This is a genomic window from Porphyromonas gingivalis ATCC 33277, assembly GCF_000010505.1.
Taxonomy (GTDB): domain Bacteria; phylum Bacteroidota; class Bacteroidia; order Bacteroidales; family Porphyromonadaceae; genus Porphyromonas; species Porphyromonas gingivalis.
The window spans coordinates 312,986-339,868 of record NC_010729.1; the positions used below are offsets into that span (position 1 = coordinate 312,986).

Below are 26,883 nucleotides of genomic sequence, written 5' to 3' on the forward strand. Positions count from 1 at the left end.
TTATGAAAAAGTATTTGTTATATGCCTCGTTGTTAACGAGTGTTTTGCTCTTTTCCTGTTCAAAGAACAATCCTAGCGAGCCGGTGGAAGACAGATCCATCGAAATTTCTATAAGGGTAGATGATTTCACCAAAACGGGTGAGACAGTACGCTATGAAAGGAATCAAGGAAGTGCTGCCGAAAGGCTCATTACCAATCTTTACCTCTTGTTGTTCGATCAGTCAGGGGCAAATCCTGCGAAATACTATATTGCCGGTAACACTTTCTCCGGAGGAATCTGGCTTCCTGATGATATGAAGGTGAAGTTGGATATGACACAATCCGAGGCTGGAGAGCGCAAAGTATATGTCGTAGCCAATGTCGATAATGCGGTTAAAACGGCTCTTGATGCTGTCGCTAACGAAAGCGATTTGCAGACTGTAAAGAGGACGACTGCAATGCCGTGGTCGACCGATATAGCCTCTCCTTTCCTGATGTCCGGAAACAAGACACACGACTTCTTGGCCAATCGTCTTTTGGACAATGTGCCCCTTGTGCGTGCCATTGCCAAGGTGGAGCTGAATATCTCGCTGAGTGAGAAATTTCAGATTGTGCCGATAATTGTCAATGGTAGTTTGAGTGAGTTCAAGTTCAGATACGTAAACTTCGACAAGGAGACCTACGTAGTGAAGCCAACGACCAAGCCGGACAATCTCATTAGTTCTGCTAATGGTGTTTGGCCTCAGATTACAGATTGGACTGTATGGGGTGCTTCCTTAAATACTTCTCCTGCTCCGGATGCGGGCACAGGTTATACATTGGATGCAAATGGCAAGGTAACGGCACTACGGATTGTTACCTATCTGAATGAGCGCGATAGCAAAGGGGCTACGGTAGAGGTCGCATTGCCTCGTGTGGATGATGGCACCCTCCCTCCTCCCGAATTCGGCCCGGAGCTTTATCGCTTGCCTTTGCCGGACAAGATCCTGCGCAATCATTGGTACAAGTACGAAGTCGAGATTTGATATTTTTTAGGTCTTGTTTGATATTGTGGAAGAGACTTAAAAAGATAGTAATCAAGAAAATTTTTAGGTGAAAATGGGAATTGATGGCATGCGCTTTTGATTGCGCGTGTTGTTTCGATCCATTTGTAGTAACTAACGAGGTAATAATAATGATGAAACGATATACAATAATTCTTGCAGTTTTTCTTTTATTCTGCACGGTATTTACCTTTCAAATAAAAGCTCGCCCTTATGAAAGATTTGCAGATGTAGAGAAGCCTTGGATTCAGAAACATTCAATGGATTCTAAATTGGTGCCTGCAAATAAGGGTAACTTAATTCAAGCTGAAATTGTATACCAATCTGTTTCTGAACATAGTGACTTAGTTATTTCGCCTGTGAACGAAATAAGGCCTGCAAATCGTTTCCCTTCGCATAGGAAGTCTTTTTTTGCAGAAAATCTACGGGCATCTCCCCCCGTAGTTCCCGTTGCCGTCGACAAGTATGCGGTACCGGTTGCCAATCCAATGGATCCTGAAAATCCCAATGCCTGGGATGTGACGCTAAAAATCACTACTAAAGCGGTAACAGTACCTGTCGATGTGGTGATGGTTATCGACCAGTCTTCGTCAATGGGAGGGCAAAACATTGCCAGATTAAAGTCTGCCATTGCATCGGGACAGCGTTTTGTAAAAAAAATGTTGCCTAAGGGGATGGCTACAGAAGGGGTGCGTATCGCTCTTGTGAGTTATGACCATGAGCCTCATCGCTTATCTGATTTTACCAAAGACACTGCTTTTCTCTGTCAAAAAATCCGGGCTTTGACTCCTATTTGGGGAACACATACCCAGGGGGGGCTTAAAATGGCGAGAAACATTATGGCTACTTCTACTGCTGTGGATAAGCATATCATATTGATGTCTGACGGGTTAGCGACGGAGCAGTATCCTGTTAAAAATGTAACTACTGCAGATTTCATTGGCGAAACTGGAAATGCGAATGATCCCATTGATTTGGTTATACAAGGAGCAATTAATTTCCCTACAAATTATGTTTCCAACAATCCATCTACACCTCTTACTCCAAATTATCCAACTCATTCTTCTAAAGTTGGACGGAGAAATCTGCCGGAATCCAAATTCGATTATAGTAATCTGAGTGCAAGGATTACTTTTGATGGTGTTGCTGGCGCATTGGTCTATGAACCGAGGTTCCCTCATCCCTATTATTATTATTTCCCTTGTAACGCTGCTATCAATGAGGCTCAGTTTGCGAAAAACTCTGGTTATACAATCCATACGATTGGCTATGACCTGGGAGATTTTGCCTTGGCCAACAATTCGTTGAAACTAACCGCTACAGACGAGAATCACTTCTTTACGGCGACACCGGCCAATTTAGCTGCAGCGTTTGATAATATTGCCCAAACTATTAATATAGGTATACAGAGGGGGGAGGTGACGGACTTTGTAGCTCCTGGTTTCATCGTTAAAAATCTGACGCAATCGGGAGATGTTACTCATTTGCTAAATGTTTCAAATGGAACGGTGCACTATGATGTCTCTACTAAAAAACTGACATGGACTACTGGTACTATCCTGAGCTCATCAGAAGCTACCATAACTTATCGTATTTATGCCGATTTGGATTATATACAGAACAATGATATTCCGGTAAATACTACTTCTGCTATCGGCCCGGATCTTGGTGGATTCGATACCAATACCGAGGCAAAATTGACCTATACCAATTCCAATGGCGAATCGAATCAGCAGTTAATTTTCCCACGTCCGACGGTTAAGTTAGGTTATGGTGTTATTAAGCGGCACTATGTATTGGTAAATAAAGACGGTCAACCCATACAGGCAAATGGAACAGTTGTCAGTTCCCTAAGCGAGGCTCATGTTCTACAGTCACAAGATTTCTTTTTGCCCTCAGGTGGAGGTCATATTGTTCCCAAATGGATAAAGTTGGACAAAACGACCGAAGCATTACAGTACTATTCCGTACCTCCGACTAACACGGTCATCACTACTGCCGATGGTAAACGTTATCGTTTTGTCGAAGTCCCAGGCTCCACGCCGAATCCGGGCCAAATCGGTATCAGTTGGAAAAAACCGGCAGGAAACGCTTACTTCGCTTACAAGCTCCTCAATTATTGGATGGGAGGAACAACAGACCAACAGAGTGAATGGGATGTGACGTCCAATTGGACAGGAGCCCAAGTACCACTCACGGGAGAAGATGTAGAGTTTGCAACGACAGAAAATTTCGGTTCTCCAGCGGTAGCTGATTTGCATGTCCCGACAACCAACCCCAAAATTATCGGTAACCTTATCAATAATTCAGACAAGGATTTAGTTGTTACCACAAACAGTCAATTGACGATCAACGGCGTGGTTGAGGATAACAATCCGAATGTCGGTACGATCGTCGTGAAGTCGTCGAAAGACAATCCTACGGGGACATTGCTTTTTGCCAATCCGGGCTATAATCAAAATGTAGGGGGGACCGTCGAGTTTTACAATCAGGGATATGATTGTGCCGATTGTGGTATGTATCGCAGGAGCTGGCAGTATTTCGGTATCCCTGTCAATGAATCAGGTTTTCCAATTAATGATGTGGGCGGAAACGAGACCGTCAACCAATGGGTTGAGCCTTTCAATGGCGATAAGTGGCGACCTGCACCTTATGCACCTGATACAAAGCTTCAGAAATTCAAGGGCTATCAGATCACGAATGACGTGCAGGCACAGCCTACGGGAGTTTACAGCTTCAAGGGTACGCTTTGTGTGTGCGATGCCTTCCTGAACCTGACACGCACGTCCGGTGTCAACTACTCGGGCGCCAACTTGATCGGCAACTCATACACTGGAGCCATCGACATCAAGCAAGGTATTGTCTTCCCGCCGGAAGTCGAGCAGACGGTGTATCTGTTCAACACGGGAACACGCGACCAGTGGCGTAAGCTGAATGGAAGCACGGTTTCAGGTTTTCGAGCCGGTCAGTACCTCTCTGTACCTAAGAATACAGCGGGTCAGGACAATCTTCCGGATCGTATTCCATCGATGCATTCCTTCTTGGTGAAGATGCAGAACGGAGCCTCTTGTACGTTGCAGATCTTGTACGATAAGCTGCTCAAGAACACGACTGTAAACAACGGTAATGGTACGCAGATCACATGGCGATCCGGCAACTCCGGATCGGCGAATATGCCGTCACTTGTGATGGATGTTCTTGGTAATGAGTCGGCCGACCGTTTGTGGATCTTTACCGATGGGGGTCTTTCGTTCGGATTCGACAACGGCTGGGATGGTCGCAAGTTGACTGAAAAAGGTTTGTCACAACTTTATGCGATGTCCGACATCGGTAATGATAAATTCCAGGTTGCCGGGGTTCCGGAATTGAATAACCTGCTGATCGGCTTCGATGCGGATAAGGATGGTCAATACACGTTGGAGTTTGCTCTTTCGGATCATTTTGCGAAAGGCGGAGTTTTCCTTGAGGATCTTAGCCGTGGAGTTACACGGCGAATAGTCGACGGCGGTTCGTATTCATTCGATGCCAAGCGAGGAGATTCCGGGGCTCGTTTCCGTCTCTCTTATGACGAAGAGTGGGTTGAATCGGCAGAGGTTTCTGTTTTGGTTGGTACGGTCGGGAAGCGAATCCTTATCACGAATAACTGTGAGCATGCCTGTCAGGCCAATGTTTATACAACTGACGGAAAACTTCTGATTCGATTGGACGTAAAACCCGGAAGTAAGTCTATGACGGAACCATTGATCGATGGAGCTTACGTTGTCAGTCTGCAAAGTCCTGCCACGAGTAGCAATGTAAGGAAAGTTGTAGTCAACTAATAATGTGAAGAAGATGATGCTATTGCGACTATAGGACTGTTGTTCTTCCATACAGTAGCTTTCAGCATCTGATATTTCTCTCAAACCAAGTAAGGGGGAGTCGCGAGTATTTCATTTGCGGCTCCCCCTTGATTTTTCTCTTGTGGCAGGAAGTGAGTCGAGATGCCATGGTTTTCCTTTTTTTGATTCCCGAATCCGTTCCCCGAAAGAGATGTTTGGGTTGAGGAAAATTGACGAATCGTTTTTGCTCTTATGGGAATCCCTCCGAATCACAGTTCTCGAGGAGAAAAGAACATTACTCATTGCCGGGGATTAATACCTGCGATTTATAGCGAGTCTGCCGGCATTACAATCTTCCTCTTTAGGATCTTACATCACATGTCACGTTGCAGAAATTTCTGCATTTGTGGTTTCTAAAAACGTGGCGCGTAAACTTTTTCATTTTGGCGCGAGAAGTAAAAAAATCTCGAGCCAAAACGAAAAAAATCCTGCGCCACTTTATTCCATAAAATCGAACCGAAATCGAAGTGTTTTAGGCTCGTACTCCGGAAACAGTAGTTCACAAGCATCAGGAGAATAGCATTGATGTGGAATCAAGGTATCTCAATATTGAGAGCGTTCGATCGGTCAAAAGAAACACTCTATCTTCCAAAATTCAAATTTACATCGGTTTATTGCTGCTCCTTTTGCAAAGTGGATTTGACAAATCGTATGGTGAGCAAATTGCTTAGATGAAAAAAAGGATAATAGGATTAGTCTGGTTGCATTTTTTTATTTAGTTTTGTGGCTGTCCGTATCATAGGACAGTTGTGGAAGTTTCGTGACTTGTGTCTAACGCCGGTAGCGGCTTTTTGAGACTTCCCTTGGTTAGGGTAAAACCGGAGAAGAAAAGAAAACAACATAACAGTAATAATTTTAAGTTTAACGCAAAAGAAAAGTCTATGAAAAGAATGACGCTATTCTTCCTTTGCTTGCTGACGAGCATTGGGTGGGCTATGGCCCAGAATAGAACCGTGAAGGGTACAGTTATCTCCTCCGAGGATAATGAGCCCCTGATCGGCGCGAATGTCGTGGTTGTCGGAAACACCACGATCGGTGCTGCAACCGACTTGGATGGCAACTTCACGCTTAGCGTGCCTGCCAATGCCAAAATGTTGAGAGTGTCCTATTCCGGTATGACTACCAAAGAGGTCGCCATCGCTAATGTGATGAAGATCGTACTGGATCCGGACTCTAAGGTTCTGGAGCAGGTAGTTGTATTGGGTTACGGTACGGGACAGAAACTCAGCACTGTTTCCGGTTCTGTGGCCAAAGTGTCCAGCGAAAAGCTCGCGGAAAAGCCTGTTGCCAACATCATGGATGCCCTCCAAGGTCAGGTAGCCGGTATGCAGGTTATGACCTCTTCGGGAGACCCTACGAAGGTGGCCAACGTAACCATTCACGGTACCGGATCTTTGGGCGCAAGCTCTTCCCCACCTTATATCGTTGATGGTATGCAGACGGATCTGTCAGTGGTGGCTACGATGAACCCGAATGATTTTGACAACGTAACAGTCTTGAAGGATGCTTCTGCAACTTCTATTTACGGTGCGCGTGCTGCCAATGGTGTTGTGATTATCACTACCAAGAGAGGTAAAATGGGTGAAGCCGGCCGTATTACATTCAATTACAGCTACGGTGTTTCTTCTATTATCAGTAAGAAGCCTATGAGCCGAATGATGACTGGAGACGAGCAGCTTAACTATCAGTTTAATAATGGTTATTGGGATACTACTAAGCCGGAGTATGCAACGATCGAAGCAGTCAAAGCTACTTTGATCAAAAATGCAGAGGATATGTATGCCAAATACCCGGAGCTTGCTCCTCTTGTGAAATCCGGATATTTAAAGCCAATTGATTTTGATAATGATACCGACTGGCTTGAGTATTTCATTCGTCCTACGGCTCCGACGCACCAAGGTGATATTTCTTTCACCGGAGGAAGTCAGGGGACCTCTTATTTTGTTTCTTTGGGTTATTTCAATCAAGAAGGTATTTCCCGTGAGCCTTCTTCTTTCAAGCGCTATAGCGGCCGTATGAATTTGGAAAGCCGTATTAAGGAATGGCTGAAATTAGGTCTGAATCTTTCGGGTGCAATCGCTGAAAAGCAAGCATCATCGTTCTCAGGAACCAATTATTATAATACAGGAACTTTTGGTGCATTATCTATGCCTAAGTATCTGAATCCTTTAACGAGTGATGGTGAGATTGCCGACGTATACTATATCATAGGAACCACTCCTCGCCAAAGTCCATTGCGAATTGCTAAATGGTACCCCGAAGAAGATTATACTTATCAAGCAAATGTTGGTGGATATTTGCAGTTCAATCCGATTAAGGGACTTACAATTAAGTCGCAAGCGGGTTTGGACTTTACGGACAGCCGTGCTACAGTAAAGACACTTCCGAATAATATTTTTTCTCCTAATCCTCTGGGCAACAGGACAGAGCGCTTCTATGGCGGACGGTTGTTTACAGTCACAAACACCGGTGAGTATAAAACCAATTTTGAAGAGTTGCACGATGTGACCATCCTTTTGGGACAAGAATTTATTGATGCAGATGTGGATGTTTTCAGCGCAAGAGCAAATGGCTTCGAGAACAGCAAGGTAATGCTTTTGTCTCAGGAAAAGACCGGTAATTTCCTTCAGCTTCCTGCTCAGCGAAAAGAAGAATATGCTTATTTGTCTTTCTTCGGTAGGGGTAGTTATGGATTTGACAAGTGGATGTATCTGGATGTTTCGTTGCGTAATGACCAATCATCTCGTTTTGGTGACAACAATCGTAGTGCTTGGTTCTATTCTTTCGGTTCGATGTTCGACATCTACAATAAGTTCATCAAGGAAAGCGATTGGCTGAGTGACCTCCGATTCAAGCTGAGTTACGGAACTACCGGAAACTCTGAGATCGGAAACTACAACCACCAGGCTCTCGTAGGAAGCAATAATTATACCGATACAGCATTGGGCCTTACTGTCTCTACAATTGGTAACCCCGATCTTTCTTGGGAAAAGCAATCTCAGTTGAATGTGGGTATTGCTTCCGGTTTTTGGAACAATCGTTTGACTGCTGAAGTTGATTTCTACGTTCGTACAACGGATGATATGTTGATCAATGTGCCTCTGCAGTATATAAGTGGTTTCACCAACCAGTTCCAGAATGTCGGCTCAATGCAAAATACGGGAGTTGATGTTAACTTGAGAGGAACTATCTTCCAAAATAAAGATTGGAATGTTTATGCTGCTGCAAACTTCAACTACAACAAACAGAAGATTACCAAGCTCTTCTTCGATTTGAAAGAGTATGTACTTCCCAACACCGGAACTATCTGGCAGATTGGAAAACCTAATTCATTCTATATAGCTGAGTATGCAGGTATTTATAAGGGTACGGAGCCTTATACCGACCCGGATGGAAATGTTTATCATGGTGGTGATCAGTTGTGGTATGTTCCCGGCAAAACATGGGCTGATGGTACTCCGGCTACAACGAATGTCTATTCTGCGGATTTGGAGCAAGCGGTAGATAAGGCAGTCAATCCCCCTATTACCGGTGGTTTCTCTTTGGGGGCTTCTTGGAAAGGTCTTTCATTGGATGCTGATTTTGCTTATATCATTGGTAAGTGGATGATCAACAATGACCGCTACTTCACTGAAAACGGTTCTGGCGCTGCAATGAGAACCAATAAGGATAAAATCCTTTTGGATGCATGGACTCCGCAGAATCCTAACTCAGATGTTCCAAGACTGGGTCAAGACAATCAGTTCGATAGCCGTTTGCTGGAGAATGCCTCTTTCTTGCGTCTCAAGAATCTGAAATTGACTTATGTCCTTCCTCAATCTCTATTCAAGACTCAAGGTGTTGTTTCTGGAGCACGTGTTTATTTGATGGCTCGTAACCTCCTGACCGTTACCAAGTACAAAGGTTTTGACCCCGAAGCCGGTGGTAATGTGGCACTGAATCAATTCCCGAATACGAAGCAATTTGTAGGTGGTATTCAGATTTCTTTCTAAACATTGAGTACTAACGATTAACAGTAAATCATTATGAAGAAAATATTTTATGCAGTGCTGTCTGCTTTCCTGCTGTTGGGGCTTTTTTCATGCGATCTGCAGCGTGATCCGGATGGAAGTGATGAACAGAAAGATCATTTCGCTTCTTTTGTGGAGACAAAACATTTTAGAGATGGTTTGTATGCTACGTTGCGAAGTACAGAAAACCCTACTCGTTTCGTATGGCAGGATCTTCAATCAGACATGTATGCAGTAACAACGAATGATGGTAATACAAGCTCTCGTTTTATCACATGGAGTTTGGGTGCACTGGAGTCATCCGGTGAGATTGCTTCATATTATCTCGCTTATTATAGCTTGTTGCAGCGCGCCAATTATTTTGTGACCAGAATAGAACGTTCTATGGAGTTGAATCTTTATCTGGAGAAAGAACTCAAAGATGTAAAGATCTTTCAAGCAGAAGGTAAGACTCTTCAGGCATTGGCCCTCTCTCGTTTGATGGAGCGTTTTGCTTATAAGTATGATCCTGCGGCCACTACTCATCCGTATGATTTGGGTATTGTACTTGTTAAGGATTACAATCCTATGATTGCTGCACCTCGTAATACGCAGAAAGAGTGCTACGATTATATCCTTGAATGCTTAAATCAGGCGATTGATGTTTTGCCGAACAAGAGCAATGAAGGTAATATCAGAGTTTCCAAGCATTATGCTCATGCTTTGCGTGCACGTGTAAATTTTGCAATGGGTAATTATGATGCGGCAAAAGAAGATGCTAAAGTTCTGGTCGACAATTATCCTCTTATTGATGTGACGACAGCAAAGAAATTTGCTGAGGTTTACCGCGATGATGCTAACAACCCCGAAATCGTATTCCGTGCTTTTGCTTCAGGAACTATCGGTACTGTTGCAGAAACGACCCTAAGCGGATTCTTGTGGCATTCAGGTGCTCAGCTTGTGGTTTCAAGTCCTATTTCAGCTCCTTTCCAATGGGTTGTTGACCTATATGATGATACCGATTATCGTAAGTCTTGCTATATCACGAAAGATTTCTACGTTATTGGTGGTGGTGTTGATAAGGGTTATGTAGTTGGAAAATATCTGGGTAACCCCGCTTATCAGTCTAATCCTAACGTACCCGACTTTAAGGTGACCAGCCGCTTCTTCTCAGTTGCAGAGGCTTATTTGATCATGGCAGAGTCTATGGCCAAGTCCGGTGATGCAGCCGGTGCAAAGGATCTGTTGAAGACGCTTTGTGAGAAACGTGGTGGCCAGTTGGAAGATGGCGATATCATGGATTTGGTAATGGCAGAACGTACCCGTGAGCTGATCGGAGAAGGCTCTCGTCTGAACGATATGATTCGTTGGAATTTGCCTAATAACCACGATGATATGGAAAATCAGCCGGTATTCCTGCAGATCGGTCTTGCAAAAGCTGATAAGCTGAAGCAGCCCGTACCTGCCGGTCACTATGCGTTTACTTGGGAGTTCCCTGTTAGGGATCGTCAGGTGAATCCGCAGATTATCAAAAACTGGCCGAACTAATTCAATTAGATGTTTCGACGCGCTTGGGGTTAATCTTTATAATCCCAAGTGCGTTTGAAACCTTTCTTGACTTTTAGGCGAAAAGAGCTTTCTGTGGTGTGTTTGGAATCGTGCCAAGAAAGTCCAAAATATAAACGGTTCCGGTCAAACAAAAATCAAATTCAAATTATGAAGAAAATTTTCTCTTTGTTGGGTGCTATGTTCTTGATGGGTTCACTCAGTGCTCAAAACACAATCCCCCAATCTTTCTCTTGTGAAGTAAGCGGATCAGCACGTGCTATCGAGTGTTTGGATGGCTCTGTTTTTTCTCAGGCCCCGGTAGAATTCGATACTGGATATCCTTCTAATTCTGGGATAGAACTGATGCAGGCGCAGAATGTGAAAGGTGTAAGCTCTATTTCTGCTATCCGTTTCTTTGGTATTCAGTTGGTTTATGCAGGTGGCTGGGCAGTTCAAAACGATTTTGACCCTATGACCTTTACTGTAAAGATTTGTGCTAACGAGAATGGTTTACCCGGTGCAGAAATCTACTCACAGGAAGTCGCTTTGAATCATAACGATACAGGTGAAACTTTTGGTAATAATCCTATCAGTATTTTCTATTGGGACTTTGAGCCTGCTACTCCTATTAACAACTTGCCGGCCGATTTCTGGCTTGTAATCTCTAATTCAGATTCCGAAGCATGGTTCCTTTGGATTGATCAGAAAGATGGTGTAGGACCGATTGCTACATTTGGAACGCAGCAAGGTGAGCCTGAGGGTACTCCCAGCCACTGGTTCCTGAGAGAGGGAGCTCCAGGCTTAGGTGTTTGCATTAAGGGAACACCTTCAGGTGTTGATATGATCGAGGCTAATAAGCCATATTCGCTTTCAGTAAGTGGCAATACAATTTCTGTAGACGCAGGAGAGGTAACCATTTATGATATGAACGCTCGTCGAGTAGCATATGCTGAAAAGGGAATTTCTTATACTGCTCAAGCCGGAACATATGTTCTCCGTATTGTAGTAGATGGCATGACATATGTTGAAAAAGCGGTGGTTACCAAGTAAGGACACGTTTTGTTTAGATATATAGTCTAATTTAATGTTGAGGAGGTATGTCTTTATGGCATACCTCTTCTTTTTTATTTTTTACTTTGCCACAGCCACAAGCGTATTGCCCGTCATGCATATCTCAAATTGTTCCTCTCCACTATCTTTAATTGCGACATAAGTCGGCAGATGTCTTATCTTTGTACACTAAATATCAGTAGGTATGTGTAAGAAACATTTCATCCGATACTTCTTTTGGACTATCATTGTCTTTTTTGTGGGTGCGGCTATTCACTCTTGTAAAGAGTCTAAGATAGATCTTGAAGAAGTTAGCATAGTCGATCTGCAAATCCACCGTTTCTACCTTTCCAGTAAGAAGAATCCGGATTTGGAAAAAGTATTTTTCTCTATCGATCATGCAAAAGGGACAATTATTAATAAGAAATATATGCCCTATGGCACAGTTTTGGATTCTGTAATGATGAAACTCGTTACTGATTTCTCTGCGAAAAAACTGCGAGTGGCCATCAATGATGGAGAATATAAGGATTGGCATAATAAGGATTCATTGTGGTTGCGCGATTGTCATACCTTACATTTAATGGTTTTCGACGAAAGTGGCGAGAAAACGAAAAAGTATACCGTTACCCTCAATCGTTATGATTATCAACCGACTACGTTCGTTTGGCATATGCTCGATGGAGTAGCTTTACCGGATATCAATGCTTCTTTTGTCGATGTTGTAACGCATGCTGACAAGGTTTATTTGGTTGCAGCCACAGGTAATAAGACGCTGTTGTATTCATCTGACAGGAAAAATCCTGTTCATTGGACTTTACTATCGTCTTCCGGCTTGTCCGGTGCATGTCGGCAGATAGCCGCGACTGAAGATGGACGCGCTTGGATTCTAACGGATTCCGGTATTTATCAAAGCGATGACTTCACAAACTGGAGTTTGCTCCCCTCTGAAGTCCCTGTGACAACCCTGCTGGGTGCCATGGCTTGGCCACAGGGAAGTCATACACTGGCATTACTTGCTGAAAAAGAAGGCTCTCTGTTCTTTGCTACCAATATCGATGGAATCCATTCTTGGCAGGAGCAGGCTCCCGAAACTTTCCCTGTTCGCAATTTCAGTACTCAACTATATAAAGCAAACAATCATCCAATGCTCCGTTTGGTCGGCGGTGTAACGCATACGGGTGCTCCTGCCACTTCCGTTTGGATCACGAGCAATGGAAATGATTGGTTCGGACTTGACTTGGCCGCCGGAGCCATTCCCGCGTCAATGGAAAAAGGGGCTTTGGTGCAAACTCCATCGGATGGTAACTTGTACTATTATGCCACTGAACAAGCCGAAGGTATAAAGCGAGTGGCTGTGGCCGACTGATAAGGGCATCACATGGAAACGTGGAGCCGCCGATATTATGTTGCCGGCCGATCCTTTCTACACAGTCGGCTACCCGTTGCCGTTCGTCTGTGCTTTTGATGATGGGGCTTACAATATATATCAGTTGGGAGGCGTTAGCTCTTCAGGAACATTCTTTTCCTCAATATGGAAGGGTATCCTGAAACTGAATGAAAACAATTAGTAAGAACTATGTGGCACGGATCTGTGCCGCCATTGCTTTGTTTGCTGTGTGTAACGGTCGGATAGCTGCTCAGGAATTTCTCTATGAAATAGGAGGAGGTTTTGGTGCTGCTCAGTATTTCGGTGATGCAAACAGAGGCTTGTTCGGTTCATCCGGAGTTGGTTTGGAGTTGGTCGGACGCTACAATTATAATTTTCGCTGGGCTTTCAGTGCCATGTTGGATTGGCGTACATTGAGAGGCAATACCGATAAGTCCGGGAATGTCTTCCCCGATTTTGCTCAAGCGGATTTTAAGGTCGGCTTGACTCAGCTCCACGTTAGAAGCGAATTTAACTTTCTCCCTTATAGCGATGGCTATAAGTATCTTGGTACAGCTCGGCTGTCTCCTTATGTAGCGGCCGGGTTGTCTTTGGGTTTTGCTTCGGGCGCCAAAGGTTCGGCTTTTGCTCCCGGGATTACTGCGGGAATGGGGGTGAAGTATAAGCTTAAACCGCGGATCAATGTCGGTATCGAGTATTCTTTCACGGGGTTACTTACCGATGCTTTGGATGCGCTGACGGATAAAAGTGTTTGGCTCGAGGATCCATATAAGATCAATGACTCCTGGGTCAAAAACAAGGATGCTACAGGGGCCTTAGTGCTTAGGATTACGTATGACTTCGGCCGGCGTAAGACTTTTTGTAATAAACAATAGGGCCTCGAAACATTCTAAGGGAATAGACCTCTCTTGGAGTGGTCGTTAGGTGAAATATCTTGATAGAAAAGAGATAGATGGAAGGTGATGGAGACAAACTCCAGTCAACAGTTATAGTGCCGAGGCATATCGCTTTGGTCATGGATGGTAATGGCCGTTGGGCAAAGATACGTGGGAAAGAGCGATGCGAAGGACATGCAGCCGGTGTGGATGCTCTGCGCGTAGCTTTGCGTGCAGCAGCCGGTTGCGGTGTGGAATATCTTACAGCCTACACCTTCAGTACGGAGAATTGGAATCGTCCGGAAGAGGAAGTCAGGGCGCTGATGGGCCTTTTCGTTACAGCTATCATGAATGAGATGCTGGACTTGATGACCAATAACATTCGCCTCTTGGCTATCGGCGATTTCAGTCGGCTCCCCGAGGATGTCCGTGAATCGTTAGAAAAGGGTATTCGAGAGACTGCCGGAAACACGGGGCTGACTTTGGTTTTGGCCCTTAGCTACAGTTCTCGCTGGGAAATGACCGATGCCATCCGTAGATTGGCTCGAAAGGTTCGGGATGGAAGTGTGGAGCCTGAAGATATAAATGTCGATTTGGTTTCTGATCATCTTTCCACCGCCGGCATTCCGGATCCGGATCTCTTCATTCGTACAGGTGGAGAGAAGCGTATCAGCAATTTTCTTATGTGGCAAATGGCCTATACGGAATTGTTTTTTACCGATACGCTTTGGCCGGACTTTGATGCCGACTGTCTGAAGGCAGCCATAGAAGAATATTCATCGAGGGAGCGTCGATTCGGCAAGACCAGCGAGCAAATCGCTCTCAGAGAAAATAAATATTGAATCATTTGAGAAAGACTATGTACAAAAAGATTATTGCCGTAGCAGCTCTCTTCTGCGCCAGCATAGGGATCCTGAAAGGACAGTCCTCGGATCTGACCCCTCAGGATACTATATATAGCCCTGAAATATCCTATGCCAAGCCTATTCATAAGACCATAGCATCTATTGAGATCGAGGGAATGAGGTCTTTCGATGACTTTGTCTTGCGCAATCTTTCAGGCTTGGCTGTAGGTGATGAAGTCCTGATTCCCGGAGATGCCATGTCTGCTGCCGTGAATAGAATTATGCGTCAGGGCTACTTCTCAAATGTGCGAATCATCGCGGATAAATATGTCGGCAATAAAGTCTATCTGAAAATCATTGTCACTGAACGTCCTCGCATCAGTAAGGTTACTTTTAGCGGGGTAAAGAAGTCTGAGAGAGAAGATCTTGAAATGAAAATCGGTCTTCGCGAGGGGATTCAGATGACCAGAAATAATGAAGACAAGGTCAGGCAAATCGTACAGAAGTATTTTAGTGAGAAAGGTTATCGCGATGCCAGCATACGGATAACGCAGGAACCGGATCTTTCCAAAGATGGCTTTGTCAATGTGCTTATCTCGATTGAGAAGAAAAGCAAAACCAAGGTGAATGAAATTTATTTTTCCGGCAACAAGGCCCTTAGCAATCATAAGCTAAGAATGGCGATGAAGAACACCAATGCCAAATTCAGTCTTAGAAAGCATATTCGCTCATCTTTCTTGAAACTTTTTAGTACTCATAAGTTTGTGGAAGAGAGCTACCGTGAAGATTTGGTCCGATTGATAGAGAAGTATCAGGAATATGGATATCGTGATGCTGAAATACTGACCGACAGTGTCGTGAAGGCTCCTGACGGCAAAAGAGTGGATATTTATCTCAACATCGAAGAGGGGCAGAAGTATTATATTAAGGATGTCAACTTTGTGGGCAATTCACAATATCCATCGGAGTATTTGGAACGAGTGCTCGGAATAAAATCCGGAGATGTGTACAATCAGAGACGATTGGCTAAGCGTCTCAATGAAGATGAAGATGCTGTGGGGAACCTGTACTATAACAATGGCTATATTTTTGCGTGGGTCGATCCCGTGGAAACAAATGTAGTGGGGGATTCTGTTTCGCTTGATATTCGTATAGCGGAGGGGAAGCAGGCCAATATCAATAAGGTGATCATCAAAGGAAATACTGTCGTGTACGAAGACGTAGTACGCCGAGAGCTTTACACAAAGCCCGGCCAGCTCTTTAGTCGCGAGGATATCATTAACTCTATTCGTCTCATCAATCAGCTTGGGCACTTCGATGCCGAAAAATCTATTCCCCGTCCGATTCCCAATCCCGAAACAGGAACAGTGGATATAGAGTATGATTTGGTGCCGCGTAGCAGTGACCAATTGGAGCTTTCTGTCGGTTGGAGTCAGTCCGGACTTCTGTTCCGAGGAGCCATTAAGTTCACGAACTTCTCTGTCGGCAACCTGCTCCATCCCTCGATGTATAAGAAAGGGATCATTCCGCAAGGGGATGGGCAAACACTATCACTGAGTGCTCAGACCAATGGAAAGTACTATCAGCAGTATAGTGTCACATTTATGGATCCATGGTTTGGGGGCAAGCGGCCGGATATGTTCAGCTTCAGTGCATTCTATTCCAAGACTACGGCCATTGACTCCAAATTCTACAATAGCAATGCCGGCAACTACTATAATGCCTACTATAATAGCTACTACAACAACTATAATAGTTATTACAACGGTATGTCGAACTATACCGGCGACCTCTATACTCAGGCTAGCGATCCGGATCGTTCGCTTCAGATGTTAGGTACTTCGATCGGTTACGGTAAGCGTTTGACTTGGCCGGACAATTGGTTCCAGATTTATACTTCTCTGAACTACACCTACTATAGACTGCGAAATTGGAGCTACAATACTTTCCAAAATTTCCATCATGGCTCGGCTAATGATCTCAACTTGGAGCTGCGTCTCTCTCGTACTTCCATCGATAATCCTATTTATACCAGAAGCGGATCGGATTTCATGGTTTCCGTTGCTGCTACTCTTCCTTATTCTTTGTGGGACAATCATGACTATGCCAGCCAGAATCTCAGCGTAAGCGATCGTTACAGATATATCGAGTATCACAAGTGGAAGTTTAGAGGACGAGTTTTTACTCCATTGCTCAATCCTGCTACGCATAAATATACGCCGGTGCTCATGAGTCGAGTGGAAGGAGCAGTTCTTGGTTCGTATAATTCCAATAAGAAATCTCCTTTCGGTACTTTCTATATGGGAGGTGATGGCATGTCCAGCTATTATGGTGGCTACATGAATGAGACTATAGGTTTGCGTGGTTATAAGAACGGATCTATTGCCGGTAATAACTACGACTATGCATATGCTTATATGCGCCTTACGATGGAACTACGTTTCCCGATTCTGTTTGAAAACTCATTCAATGCGTGGCTCTTAGCTTTTGCCGAAGCAGGCAATGCGTGGCGCAGTATCGACAATTATAATCCCTTTAACCTGAAGCGATCGGCCGGTGTAGGATTGCGTGTAACGTTACCGATGGTTGGAATGCTCGGTATCGATTGGGGATATGGCTTTGACCGTCCTGACAATTCTCTACAGCGAGGAGGAAGCAATGTCCACTTTGTGCTCGGACAGGAGTTCTGATCGGTTAAACTCCGTTTGAGAGGTATGTCTAATAAAATAGTTACTAACAAATAAACATGAATGGCGATATGAAACGGTTTTTGATTTTGATCGGCTTTGCACTGGCGATAGCTTTCTCCGGTTTTTCCCAGAAGTTTGCTTTGGTAGATATGGAATATATCCTCAAGAATATTCCTGACTATGAGATGATGAACGAACAGCTGGAACAGGTGTCCAAGAAATGGCAAAATGAAATCGAAGCTCTCGAAAATGAAGCCCAATCTATGTATAAGAAGTATCAGAGCGATCTCGTATTCTTGTCTGCCGCTCAGAAGAAAGCCCAAGAAGAGGCTATCGTAAAGAAAGAGCAGCAAGCATCCGAGCTCAAGCGGAAGTATTTCGGTCCGGAGGGGGAGCTGTATAAGAAACGCTCCGATCTGATGAAGCCTATTCAGGATGAGATTTGGAATGCTATCAAAGAGATTGCCAAGCGTAACAACTATCAGATGGTGCTTGATAGAGGTACGTCCGGAATTATCTTTGCCAGTCCGTCTATTGACATTAGCGACCTTGTACTGAGCAAGATGGGCTTTAGCAAGTAAAGAATATTACTAACGAATAAATAAACAACACGAAATGAAGAAATTTTTTCTCATGCTTCTGATGGCTCTTCCTTTGAGCCTCTTGGCACAAAAGGTGGCAGTGGTAAACACTGAGGAGATCATTTCCAAAATGCCGGAACAAGTAGCTGCTACCAAACAGCTCAACGAATTGGCCGAAAAGTATCGCCTTGATCTCAAGAGTATGGACGATGAGTTTGCCAAAAAGACAGAAGAATTTGTAAAGGAAAAAGACTCTCTACTGGAGAACATCCGCAATCGTCGTCAGCAGGAACTTCAGGATATTCAAACTCGTTATCAGCAGTCATATCAAACGATGCAGGAGGATTTGCAAAAGCGCCAACAACAGCTTTTTGCTCCTATCCAACAAAAGGTGGCTGATGCCATCAAGAAAGTGGGTGACGAAGAAAACTGTGCCTACATCATGGAGGCCGGTATGATGCTTTACACCGGTGCTACTGCTATTGACTTGACCGCAAAGGTAAAAGCGAAACTCGGAATCAAGTAATCACAGGCTTAGAGATATTTGAGAGTGTGCCAAATCGCGATCGTGCGATTGAGGCACACTTTCTTTTTTATGTATAAGCATAAAGGTATACCCGACTCTTTTACGAAAGATTTTGCCGGTAACCTCTTCTTAATAGATGAGGTGGACTCTTTGTGTTCCTTTTTCAGTCTTATTGCATGTTTATCTATCTCTCTTTTGGCTTCAAAAAGATACGAGTACCTATCTGTAGGTATATTTATCCTTGTTTTTCTTGTTTTATTGAGTGGTAGTACCTATTTTTGTGATGAGAGTCGGACTCTCGTCATGTCGATTAAAAAAGAAAACAGAAATGAATAAAAGTATTAAAGGCACAAAGACAGAAAAGCATTTGCTCATGGCATTTGCCGGAGAATCGCAAGCTCGGTCGCGCTATACTTTCTTTGCAAGTGTTGCCAAGAAAGAGGGTTATGAACAGATTGCCGGAGTTTTCATGGAAACCGCTGAGCAGGAAAAAGAGCATGCCAAAAGGTTTTTCTCTTTCTTGGAAGGCGGCATGCTTGAGATAACGGCTTCTTTTCCTGCAGGAATAATCGGTTCCACGGCTGAGAACTTGCGCGCGGCGGCTGCCGGTGAAAATGAAGAGTGGACAGATCTCTATCCGGCTTTTGCTGAAACAGCCGAAGAAGAGGGATTTAAGGAGATTGCAGCCGTATTTCGTCAGATAGCAAAGGTGGAAGCCGAGCATGAACGTCGCTATCTGGCTCTTTTGGCTCATGTGGAAGATGGATCGGTCTTCGAGCGAACGGAAGAAATCGCATGGCAATGTCGCAATTGCGGCTATGTCATTACTTCCAAGAAAGCTCCGAAGCTATGTCCCGCTTGCGCTCATCCGCAGGCTTACTTCGAGCCAATGAAAACGAATTACTGAGGATCATTCATATAGAAACGAAGTAATTATCTGATCTCATGTTTTTGAAGGAGGCACCGCTCGGGAGAGTCGTGCCTCTTTTTTGCTCTGTTATTCCCTGCGAAAAGCGTGTGCGTCATTTTGTTTTTGTCGAACCAAGTATAGAGACCGGTCCTGTAAAGTGGGACTCTCACGGTTTTTCCGGATATACAGCCGGATCGAAAAGTGCTAATCCGATGAAAAAACCGTACTTTTGGCCGAAATTACTTAATAACCAAACAAGTAACCTAAGATACTTATGGAATTGAAAAGATTTTTATCACTTGGTCTTCTGCTTGTGGGATTCATTCCGATGAAGCTTTCTGCCCAACAGGCTCAGCCACTCCCTACAGATCCGGCTGTTCGTGTCGGTAAGTTGGACAACGGATTGACTTATTTCATCCGTCACAACGAGAACCCGAAAGATCGTGCGGATTTCTTTATCGCACAAAAGGTAGGTTCTATTCTTGAAGAAGATAGCCAGTCCGGTTTGGCTCACTTCTTGGAACACATGGCTTTCAACGGTACGAAGAACTTCCCCGGCAAGAACTTGATCAACTATCTCGAAACGATCGGTGTACGTTTCGGTCAGAACCTGAACGCTTCTACCGGATTCGACAAGACGGAATATACGATAATGGATGTGCCGACTACACGTCAGGGAATCATCGACTCCTGCTTGCTTATCCTGCATGATTGGAGTAACAATATTACCCTCGACGGGCATGAGATCGACGAGGAGCGCGGTGTGATCCAGGAAGAGTGGCGTGCTCGTCGCGATGCCAACCTTCGTATGTTCGAGGCTATACTTGCCAAGGCTATGCCGGGCAATAAATATGCAGAACGCATGCCCATCGGTCTGATGGACGTCGTGCTCAACTTCAAGCATGATGAGCTGCGCAACTATTATAAGAAATGGTATCGTCCCGACCTGCAAGGTCTGGTGATCGTGGGAGATATCGATGTGGACTATGTGGAGAACAAGATCAAAGAACTCTTCAAGGACGTTCCTGCTCCCGTGAATCCGGCAGAGCGTATCTATACGCCGGTACAGGACAACGATGAGCCTATCGTAGCCATTGCTACCGATGCTGAGGCTACTACCACGCAGCTCTCCATCAGCTTCAAGAGCGACCCCACTCCTCAAGAGGTGCGAGGATCGATATTCGGACTTGTGGAAGACTATATGAAACAGGTGATCACTACAGCCGTGAACGAGCGTCTGTCCGAGATTACTCACAAGCCTAACGCTCCTTTCCTCAGTGCCGGAGCTTTCTTCTCTAACTTCATGTACATCACCCAGACTAAGGACGCATTCAATTTTGTTGCCACGGTTCGTGAGGGTGAGGCGGAGAAAGCGATGAACGCATTGGTGGCAGAGATAGAAAGCCTCCGTCAGTTCGGTATCACCAAAGGCGAATACGATCGTGCACGCACGAATGTGCTCAAGCGATACGAGAATCAATACAACGAAAGAGACAAGCGTAAGAACAATGCTTATGCCAATGAATACTCCACCTACTTCACCGATGGTGGCTATATCCCGGGTATTGAGGTGGAATATCAGACGGTGAATGCTTTTGCTCCTCAGGTTCCTCTGGAGGCATTCAATCAGGCTATTGCCCAAATGATCGATCCGGTGAAGAATGCTGTCGTTACCCTCACCGGTCCTTCAAAGGCTGAAGCCAAGATTCCGAGCGAAGCAGACTTCCTCGCTGCTTTCAAAGCTGCTCGTCAGCAGAAAGTAGAAGCCAAGAAAGACGAAGTCTCCGACCAAAAATTGATGGAGAAAGCTCCTAAGGCCGGAAAGATCGTTTCCGAGAAGAAAGATCAGAAGTTCGGTACCACAGAACTTACCCTTAGCAATGGCATCAAAGTATACCTCAAGAAGACCGATTTCAAATCAAACGAAATCTTGATGAGTGCTCTCAGCCCGGGTGGTATCCTCTCCGGAAAGAATGCTCCCAACCAATCTGTGATGAATTCGTTCATGAACGTGGGTGGCTTGGGCAACTTCGATGCTATCCAGCTGGATAAGGTGCTGACAGGTCGCTCTGCTTCCGTATCTCCCTCTTTGTCTCTGCTCAGCGAAGGTCTTTCGGGCAAAACGACTGTAGAGGATATGGAAACTTTCTTCCAGTTGATCTATCTCCAAATGACTGCTAACCGCAAGGATCCCGAAGCGTTCAAGGCTACACAGGAGAAGTTGTACAATAACTTGAAAAATCAGGAAGCCAACCCGATGGCTGCGCTTATGGACTCTATCCGTCATACCATGTACGGCGATAATCCGATGATGAAACCCATGAAAGCTGCTGACGTGGAGAAAGTAAATTACGATCAGGTAATGGCTTTCTACAATGAGCGATTCGCTGATGCCGGCGACTTTATGTTCTTCTTTATCGGTAATCTGGATGAAGCCAAGATGAAGCCATTGATCGAAACCTATCTTGCTTCATTGCCCAACCTCAAGCGTGGCGATAAGATGAATAAGGCTCAGGTGCCGGCTGCCCGTTCGGGAAAGATCGATTGCAAGTTCGAGAAGGAAATGGATACTCCTTCGACTACTATATTCGATGTCGTGTCCGGAAATGTGGAATATACACTCAAGAACAGTCTCCTGCTGGAAGTCTTCTCAGCCGTAATGGATCAGGTGTACACGGCTACCGTTCGCGAGAAGGAAGGCGGTGCATACAGTGTGGCTGCATTCGGCGGTCTCGAGCAATATCCTCAGCCCAAGGCTCTGATGCAGATCTATTTCCCCACGGATCCTGCTCGTGCCGAGGAAATGAATGCTATCGTGTTTGCTGAGTTGGAGAAGCTTGCCAAGGAGGGCCCCAATGTGGAATACTTCAAGAAGACTATCGAAAACCTGAATAAGCAGCACAAAGAAAGTCTGCGTGAGAATCGTTTCTGGCTCGAAGCCATGAAGGCGTCTTTCTTCGAAGGAAATGACTTCATCACAGACTACGAATCCGTACTGAACGGTCTTACTCCTGCTGAATTGCAAAAGTTTGCGGCAGACCTCTTGAAGCAGCAGAATCGGGTTGTTGTCATGATGGCTCCTGTTGCAAAGGCTCAATAGACAAGCATAAATAATACCCCTGAAGATAGGGGCGACTGAAAAGCAGAGGGCGCATTGGTAAGATGCGCCCTCTTTGTGTTTTTTTCTTTTCTGAGACCTTTCGGCAATAAGCAGGCATTTTATCCATTCATTTTACAGTGTGTCGGCCGATTGTTTTGTGTGTTTATGGTATGATCAATGACACAAAACGATGGTACGACAAGGAAAATCATCCGACGAGAAGAGGTCTCATTCAGGGACGTCATGTCAACGAATCGATACGGGAAAGCACGGAATGTATTTTTGACCCAAGTCGATATGCTTACATGAGAGGATACTATGGTCTCACATGAGAGGATACTATGGTCTCACATGAGAGGATACTATGGTCTCACATGAGAGGATACTATGGTCTCATATGAGAGGATACTATGGTCTCATATGAGAGGATACTATGGTCTCACATGAGAGGATACTATGGTCTCACATGAGAGGATACTATGGTCTCATACGAGAGGATACTATGGTCTCCTGTGAGAGGATACTATGGTCTCACATGAGAGGATACTATGGTCTCGCATGAGAGGATACTATGGTCTATTGATGGAAGATGCTATCTGCTCTGTGTCGGATGGCAGGTTCGGGGAGTGGGAGATTCCGTGCGAGCTGTAAAACCGATAGATGAGACTGTCGCACGGCATTTTCCGGGAGATTTCATTGTCAATTGACTGATTTTTCAGTGTCTGTACAGATATAAAGAGACCTTTGCACGCCAATTGTCGTGCAAAGGTCTTCTTTAATTTATACAGAACGCCGGAGATAATTATGTCCTCATCCGTAGGATAAGGCATAACCACCCTTGAGGAGCTCGTGCAAGTAGCTCCGCAAGGGGGATTTACAACTACTTTCACTCCTTACTGCCACCCTTTTCCCTCCACCTCCTTATTTTTCAAAGGTCTCTATAGACCGATAATCAGAGTCTCGCCACAAAGAGACTGTAAAGACAAAAGCCTATCCATGTATGCCCTATCGGCAAAGCATGAACAGGCTTTTTTGTGGTCAATCCTCGGCCACCGTTATATGAGATTTATATTCACAGCTTTTATCTACCCGCCAAAAAGATATATTTTTGCCGGTGAAATAACTCTCTCCCCCTTCTTATCCTTTTCAGCTATGCGTTGGTTCATACTTTGTCTCCGCAAATATGTAGACTTCAAGGGCCGTGCCCGTCGCAAAGAGTTCTGGCTCTTCACCCTGTTTTATCTCATTGCCTTGGTTATACCGCCTGCAGTAATCATCCCTATTGCTGTCATTTATCGCCATACCATCGATATAGCTCTTTGTATAAGGATATGTGTAGTCGTGGAAATACTGGTAATTTTTTCTCTGTTGCTACCGGCTTATGCCGTAACGGTCAGGCGTCTGCATGATACGAATAGAAGCGGCCTATGGGTTATTGCGTCGATTGTCCCGAGGGTTTTAGCAGAAGGTTTAGGTGTAATTTTCGGTCAGAAATGGCTCATTCAGATTGCCGAAGGAGAGTTTCCGACCTTGTTATTGATCAATATGTTCCTTCTCCTTATCGATCTGTGTGTCTCCATCCTTATTTTGGTCATGATGTGTGAAAGAGGTACAGAAGGCGAAAATCGCTTCGGTCCCGATCCGCTATCGGATGGCAGAGAAGTGCTTATGGAGTCTGAGCCGGGGAAATAGGCCTGTCCCCAGTGCAAGAGTATGACGTTGAAGCTCTTGCAAAGAACAGCCGATACACTCGGCTGCCTCATAATACCACTCCCGAATATCCGTGATGTTCTCATCAGTTTCCAGCAGAGCGATACCGGATTCATAAGACAGACGGAGTGCTTCGGGACTGAACCGACAACCGAAGCTCAGAAACAGACCTGCTCGAATAAGCTGCCGGGCTTGTTCTTCACTACCCCGAAAACCATGAACGATCCACGGCTGTGAAGGCTTTACCTGTTTCTTGATCGCCAAAAGATCATCCCATGCTCGTACTATGTGCAGTAGCACCGGCATGCCAAACTCTTCGCTCAGATCGATTTGATCGAGGAAAGCTTTTCGTTGCTTTTCATACGGTGTACTGCACACCTTATCCAGCCCACATTCTCCCAGAGCAACAACCTCGTCGCGATTCAATCCTTCACGGACAGCAAGCAACTCTCCGCTATAATTTTCAGGTACACTCCACGGATGAATGCCGACGGAGCAAAAAGTATTCGGAGATATGGTTTCATTCGGTCGTAGATTCCGAACTCGAATGATCTCGCTATCGTTGCGAGCTGCAGAATGAGTATGAATGTCGAGAAATACCATATAAGAGGAATTAAGTGAAGAAAACTTCTTACGGAACGGGGTCATAGCCACTTCCACCCCACGGGTGACAGCGGAGAATACGCTTGATGCTCAGCAATAGTCCTTTGCCCGGGCCATATTTACGTAAGGCTTCGATGGCATAGGACGAACATGAGGGGGTAAACCGGCATGAAGGCGGTGTAAGCGGCGATATAAACCGCTTGTAGAAGAAAATGGGGAGCAGTAAGAGTTGCACGAGAAAAGCCTTGATCAGTCGCATCGTATTTACTCGTTTTTCAAAGCCGATGAAGGTACATTTCCGGCAATTCTGATCAGACTCTTTTGCATCGCTCTCTCCACTGTACGAAAGTCAGGAAGTTCATCCGATACTACCATAAATGCAATAGTAGCATAGATCTGTCTCTCTTGGAGGACATCGTTCAGAAGGTGTTTGTTGAGCCGATAAGCCTCCCTGACCAAACGCTTGACCCTATTGCGCTTCACGGCTCGCCTAAACCTTTTCTTTGCTACGCTTACCAGCATGGAGGAATATGCAGCCCGATGCTCCGATCCCAGACGGTAGACTACGCGTAGAGGATAAACGACAAACGCCTTGCCTTCGCCAAAGACCGTATTGATTTCATCGCGAAGATAGAGGCGTTCGCTTTTGGATAGGCCGAATGTAGCCGGAGAGGTCATTTCCCGTTGAGGTAATCCTCCAATGCCATAGCCATAGAAGGATATTGCTCGGTCGGCGCAGACAGATCGAGCCGCAGACCTGCTTCTTCGACGGCCTTGGCTGTCGTGGGACCGAAAGCTCCGATCTTGGTCTTACCCTGCTCGAATTTGGGGAAGTTTTTCAGCAAGGCCGTAATACCCGAAGGGCTGAAAAATAATATCATATCATGGTCCAATGCCTCATCCGGTCCGAAATCATTGCTGACCGTACGATACATAATGGCCGGACTGAAACTTACCTTTTTAGCCGTAAGCATATCCAGCAAATCATGCTTATGCTCTTCTGCCAAGGGGACGAAGTAGGTTTCTTTGTTATGTTTGCTGATAACCGTCAGGAGATCTTCCAGTTTGCCCGTCGCTCCGAAAAAAATCTTCCGTTTGCGATAAACGATATGCTTCTGCAGGTACACTGCTACCGATTCACTTACGCAGAAGTACTTCATCGTCTCAGGTACGGTGACTCTCAATTCTTCGCACAAACTGAAAAAATGGTCGATAGCTGTACGTGCAGTGAAGATGATGGCCGAATGGTCCAGAATATTCACTTTCTGATTGCGAAATTCTCTCGCACTGACGGACTCTACTTGGATGAAAGGACGAAACACGACCTCACAGCCATGTTTCTGAGCAATATCGTAATAAGGCGACCTACCCGCTACGGGTTGTGGCTGTGAAATGAGTATCTTCTTTACTTTTACTGCCATAGAGCCATTATCTCTTTATTGTTTACCGACCACTCCAATAAGGCAATCAAGTAAACCAACGGTAAAATTTCGTGGGCACAAAGGTACAAAGAAAGGTGGAAAAAACCTACTTCCCTGATCGAGAAGAATCGTATCGTTTTAGCGATAAGCACTAATCTCCACAGCACGAAAATAGCTGGTAACAAGTAGCTTAGCCAATATAATTGTGGCATATAAAGATAGATGACCGCAACGGGAAAAAGGAGCATCCCCCACATCCATTCGAGCAACGCATAACCCCCTCTCCAGATCATCTTAGTCTCACGATCGGCAAAGAAATAGCACCACAAGGCATAAAACATCCTCCACAGCCAAAAGACAAAACAGAACAGGAAGAAGAGCAAAGCCAAGAAAAAAAGGCTTTCCCACAAATCGAAATCGGTGAGTTGCCCCTTGTCGTCCAATATGAGGAAACAACAGATCGAGAGCAACAATGTGCTTTGGATTCGGCCAATAAAGACAAAAAGCCGATAACTGATATACCGTGGCATACGGGCCAGAAAGACTCGCTCCTGACCATACAAAACGGCATTGGACAAGCGGAGGAAAAAGTGTGGAATACGGGTTGCGACCAAACCGAGGGCACTGAATAGCAAGAGTATCAGGCTGATCAATACGTCGTATATGATCTGTCCGGTCCAAAAAGGTAGTCCTGTCATCGCCTTTTCCTCATTGATTATTCTTCGACTCAGCAGCCACTCCCTGC

Annotated in this window: 20 protein-coding genes; 14 read left to right on the forward strand and 6 right to left on the reverse strand. The window is 45.0% G+C overall.

Going from position 1 to position 26,883, the window contains the following annotated elements; translation table 11 throughout:
• The first annotated feature begins 2 nt into the window (after positions 1-2).
• Positions 3-1,004, forward strand: a complete 1,002-nt coding sequence (gene mfa4 / locus PGN_RS01390; protein WP_012457398.1) for a minor fimbrial subunit Mfa4 — start codon at positions 3-5, stop codon at positions 1,002-1,004.
• Between the two features lie 149 nt (positions 1,005-1,153).
• Complete coding sequence (gene mfa5 / locus PGN_RS01395; RefSeq protein WP_012457399.1) at positions 1,154-4,840, forward strand: minor fimbrial subunit Mfa5; 3,687 nt, start codon at positions 1,154-1,156, stop codon at positions 4,838-4,840.
• A gap of 361 nt (positions 4,841-5,201) precedes the next feature.
• On the opposite strand, the gene PGN_RS12280 is transcribed toward mfa5, so the two are convergent.
• Entirely contained in the window at positions 5,202-5,315 is a 114-nt protein-coding gene (locus PGN_RS12280; RefSeq protein ID WP_230456080.1) for a DUF1661 domain-containing protein, read from the reverse strand.
• A gap of 466 nt (positions 5,316-5,781) precedes the next feature.
• Between PGN_RS12280 and PGN_RS01400 the strand changes: the two genes are divergently transcribed.
• From PGN_RS01400 to PGN_RS01465, 12 genes are all read left to right on the forward strand, one after another.
• Positions 5,782-8,892 (forward strand): SusC/RagA family TonB-linked outer membrane protein, encoded by a 3,111-nt coding sequence (locus PGN_RS01400; RefSeq protein ID WP_012457400.1) that lies wholly within the window; start codon positions 5,782-5,784, stop codon positions 8,890-8,892.
• A gap of 33 nt (positions 8,893-8,925) precedes the next feature.
• Entirely contained in the window at positions 8,926-10,437 is a 1,512-nt protein-coding gene (locus PGN_RS01405) for a RagB/SusD family nutrient uptake outer membrane protein (protein WP_012457401.1), read from the forward strand.
• A 168-nt stretch (positions 10,438-10,605) separates the two neighbouring features.
• Entirely contained in the window at positions 10,606-11,487 is an 882-nt protein-coding gene (locus PGN_RS01410; RefSeq protein WP_012457402.1) for a hypothetical protein, read from the forward strand.
• 205 nt (positions 11,488-11,692) lie between these two features.
• A complete protein-coding gene (locus PGN_RS01415) occupies positions 11,693-12,856 on the forward strand; it encodes a DUF6242 domain-containing protein (RefSeq protein WP_012457403.1) in 1,164 nt (387 codons plus the stop codon).
• 188 nt (positions 12,857-13,044) lie between these two features.
• The gene (locus tag PGN_RS01420) at positions 13,045-13,752 is read left to right on the forward strand and encodes a DUF6089 family protein (RefSeq protein WP_012457404.1); all 708 of its coding nucleotides are present in this window, start codon (positions 13,045-13,047) and stop codon (positions 13,750-13,752) included.
• Between the two features lie 77 nt (positions 13,753-13,829).
• Complete coding sequence (locus PGN_RS01425) at positions 13,830-14,594, forward strand: isoprenyl transferase (protein ID WP_012457405.1); 765 nt, start codon at positions 13,830-13,832, stop codon at positions 14,592-14,594.
• Between the two features lie 17 nt (positions 14,595-14,611).
• A complete protein-coding gene (locus tag PGN_RS01430; protein ID WP_012457406.1) occupies positions 14,612-17,287 on the forward strand; it encodes a BamA/OMP85 family outer membrane protein in 2,676 nt (891 codons plus the stop codon).
• Between the two features lie 68 nt (positions 17,288-17,355).
• The gene (locus PGN_RS01435) at positions 17,356-17,868 is read left to right on the forward strand and encodes an OmpH family outer membrane protein (RefSeq protein WP_039417516.1); all 513 of its coding nucleotides are present in this window, start codon (positions 17,356-17,358) and stop codon (positions 17,866-17,868) included.
• A 34-nt stretch (positions 17,869-17,902) separates the two neighbouring features.
• Entirely contained in the window at positions 17,903-18,394 is a 492-nt protein-coding gene (locus tag PGN_RS01440) for an OmpH family outer membrane protein (RefSeq protein ID WP_004583835.1), read from the forward strand.
• A gap of 328 nt (positions 18,395-18,722) precedes the next feature.
• Entirely contained in the window at positions 18,723-19,301 is a 579-nt protein-coding gene (rbr, locus tag PGN_RS01450; protein ID WP_012457408.1) for a rubrerythrin, read from the forward strand.
• Between the two features lie 277 nt (positions 19,302-19,578).
• Positions 19,579-22,404, forward strand: coding sequence for a M16 family metallopeptidase (locus PGN_RS01460; RefSeq protein WP_012457409.1), 2,826 nt, complete (start codon positions 19,579-19,581; stop codon positions 22,402-22,404).
• A 1,152-nt stretch (positions 22,405-23,556) separates the two neighbouring features.
• Positions 23,557-24,096, forward strand: a complete 540-nt coding sequence (locus PGN_RS01465) for a DUF805 domain-containing protein (protein WP_004583838.1) — start codon at positions 23,557-23,559, stop codon at positions 24,094-24,096.
• Here PGN_RS01465 and PGN_RS01470 read toward each other — a convergent pair.
• Genes PGN_RS01470 through PGN_RS01490 form a run of 5 tightly spaced genes read right to left on the reverse strand, consistent with a single transcriptional unit; the run spans position 24,049 to position 26,836 of the window.
• Positions 24,049-24,762: a TatD family hydrolase gene (locus PGN_RS01470; RefSeq protein ID WP_039417517.1), complete on the reverse strand. Its 714-nt coding sequence runs from the start codon at positions 24,760-24,762 to the stop codon at positions 24,049-24,051. The two genes, PGN_RS01465 and PGN_RS01470, sit on opposite strands and share 48 nt — an antisense overlap.
• Positions 24,746-24,976 carry a membrane protein insertion efficiency factor YidD gene (gene yidD, locus PGN_RS01475; RefSeq protein ID WP_004583840.1) on the reverse strand — a complete coding sequence of 77 codons (231 nt, stop codon included), beginning with the start codon at positions 24,974-24,976 and terminating at the stop codon, positions 24,746-24,748. The genes PGN_RS01470 and yidD overlap by 17 nt, the downstream gene beginning before the upstream one ends.
• Before the next feature lie 5 nt (positions 24,977-24,981).
• Complete coding sequence (rnpA, locus tag PGN_RS01480; RefSeq protein ID WP_012457414.1) at positions 24,982-25,395, reverse strand: ribonuclease P protein component; 414 nt, start codon at positions 25,393-25,395, stop codon at positions 24,982-24,984.
• Complete coding sequence (locus PGN_RS01485) at positions 25,392-26,138, reverse strand: uroporphyrinogen-III synthase (protein WP_004583842.1); 747 nt, start codon at positions 26,136-26,138, stop codon at positions 25,392-25,394. Before PGN_RS01485 ends, rnpA begins: the two co-directional genes overlap by 4 nt.
• Complete coding sequence (locus PGN_RS01490; RefSeq protein ID WP_012457415.1) at positions 26,129-26,836, reverse strand: DUF4271 domain-containing protein; 708 nt, start codon at positions 26,834-26,836, stop codon at positions 26,129-26,131. The genes PGN_RS01485 and PGN_RS01490 overlap by 10 nt, the downstream gene beginning before the upstream one ends.
• Between the last annotated feature and the right edge of the window lie 47 nt (positions 26,837-26,883).

Excerpts from the sequence above, each read along its gene's own strand:
- PGN_RS01425 (WP_012457405.1), top strand. The coding sequence starts at position 13,830 with ATGGAAGGTGATGGAGACAAACTCCAGTCAACAGTTATAGTGCCGAGG.
- PGN_RS01415 (WP_012457403.1), top strand. The coding sequence starts at position 11,693 with ATGTGTAAGAAACATTTCATCCGATACTTCTTTTGGACTATCATTGTC.
- PGN_RS01440 (WP_004583835.1), top strand. The coding sequence starts at position 17,903 with ATGAAGAAATTTTTTCTCATGCTTCTGATGGCTCTTCCTTTGAGCCTC.
- PGN_RS01430 (WP_012457406.1), top strand. The coding sequence starts at position 14,612 with ATGTACAAAAAGATTATTGCCGTAGCAGCTCTCTTCTGCGCCAGCATA.
- PGN_RS01465 (WP_004583838.1), top strand. The coding sequence starts at position 23,557 with ATGCGTTGGTTCATACTTTGTCTCCGCAAATATGTAGACTTCAAGGGC.
- PGN_RS01490 (WP_012457415.1), bottom strand. The coding sequence starts at position 26,836 with ATGACAGGACTACCTTTTTGGACCGGACAGATCATATACGACGTATTG.
- rbr (WP_012457408.1), top strand. The coding sequence starts at position 18,723 with ATGAATAAAAGTATTAAAGGCACAAAGACAGAAAAGCATTTGCTCATG.
- PGN_RS01400 (WP_012457400.1), top strand. The coding sequence starts at position 5,782 with ATGAAAAGAATGACGCTATTCTTCCTTTGCTTGCTGACGAGCATTGGG.
- PGN_RS01485 (WP_004583842.1), bottom strand. The coding sequence starts at position 26,138 with ATGGCAGTAAAAGTAAAGAAGATACTCATTTCACAGCCACAACCCGTA.
- mfa5 (WP_012457399.1), top strand. The coding sequence starts at position 1,154 with ATGATGAAACGATATACAATAATTCTTGCAGTTTTTCTTTTATTCTGC.
- yidD (WP_004583840.1), bottom strand. The coding sequence starts at position 24,976 with ATGCGACTGATCAAGGCTTTTCTCGTGCAACTCTTACTGCTCCCCATT.
- PGN_RS01435 (WP_039417516.1), top strand. The coding sequence starts at position 17,356 with ATGAAACGGTTTTTGATTTTGATCGGCTTTGCACTGGCGATAGCTTTC.
- PGN_RS01405 (WP_012457401.1), top strand. The coding sequence starts at position 8,926 with ATGAAGAAAATATTTTATGCAGTGCTGTCTGCTTTCCTGCTGTTGGGG.
- PGN_RS01460 (WP_012457409.1), top strand. The coding sequence starts at position 19,579 with ATGGAATTGAAAAGATTTTTATCACTTGGTCTTCTGCTTGTGGGATTC.
- PGN_RS01410 (WP_012457402.1), top strand. The coding sequence starts at position 10,606 with ATGAAGAAAATTTTCTCTTTGTTGGGTGCTATGTTCTTGATGGGTTCA.
- rnpA (WP_012457414.1), bottom strand. The coding sequence starts at position 25,395 with ATGACCTCTCCGGCTACATTCGGCCTATCCAAAAGCGAACGCCTCTAT.
- PGN_RS01470 (WP_039417517.1), bottom strand. The coding sequence starts at position 24,762 with ATGACCCCGTTCCGTAAGAAGTTTTCTTCACTTAATTCCTCTTATATG.
- mfa4 (WP_012457398.1), top strand. The coding sequence starts at position 3 with ATGAAAAAGTATTTGTTATATGCCTCGTTGTTAACGAGTGTTTTGCTC.
- PGN_RS01420 (WP_012457404.1), top strand. The coding sequence starts at position 13,045 with ATGAAAACAATTAGTAAGAACTATGTGGCACGGATCTGTGCCGCCATT.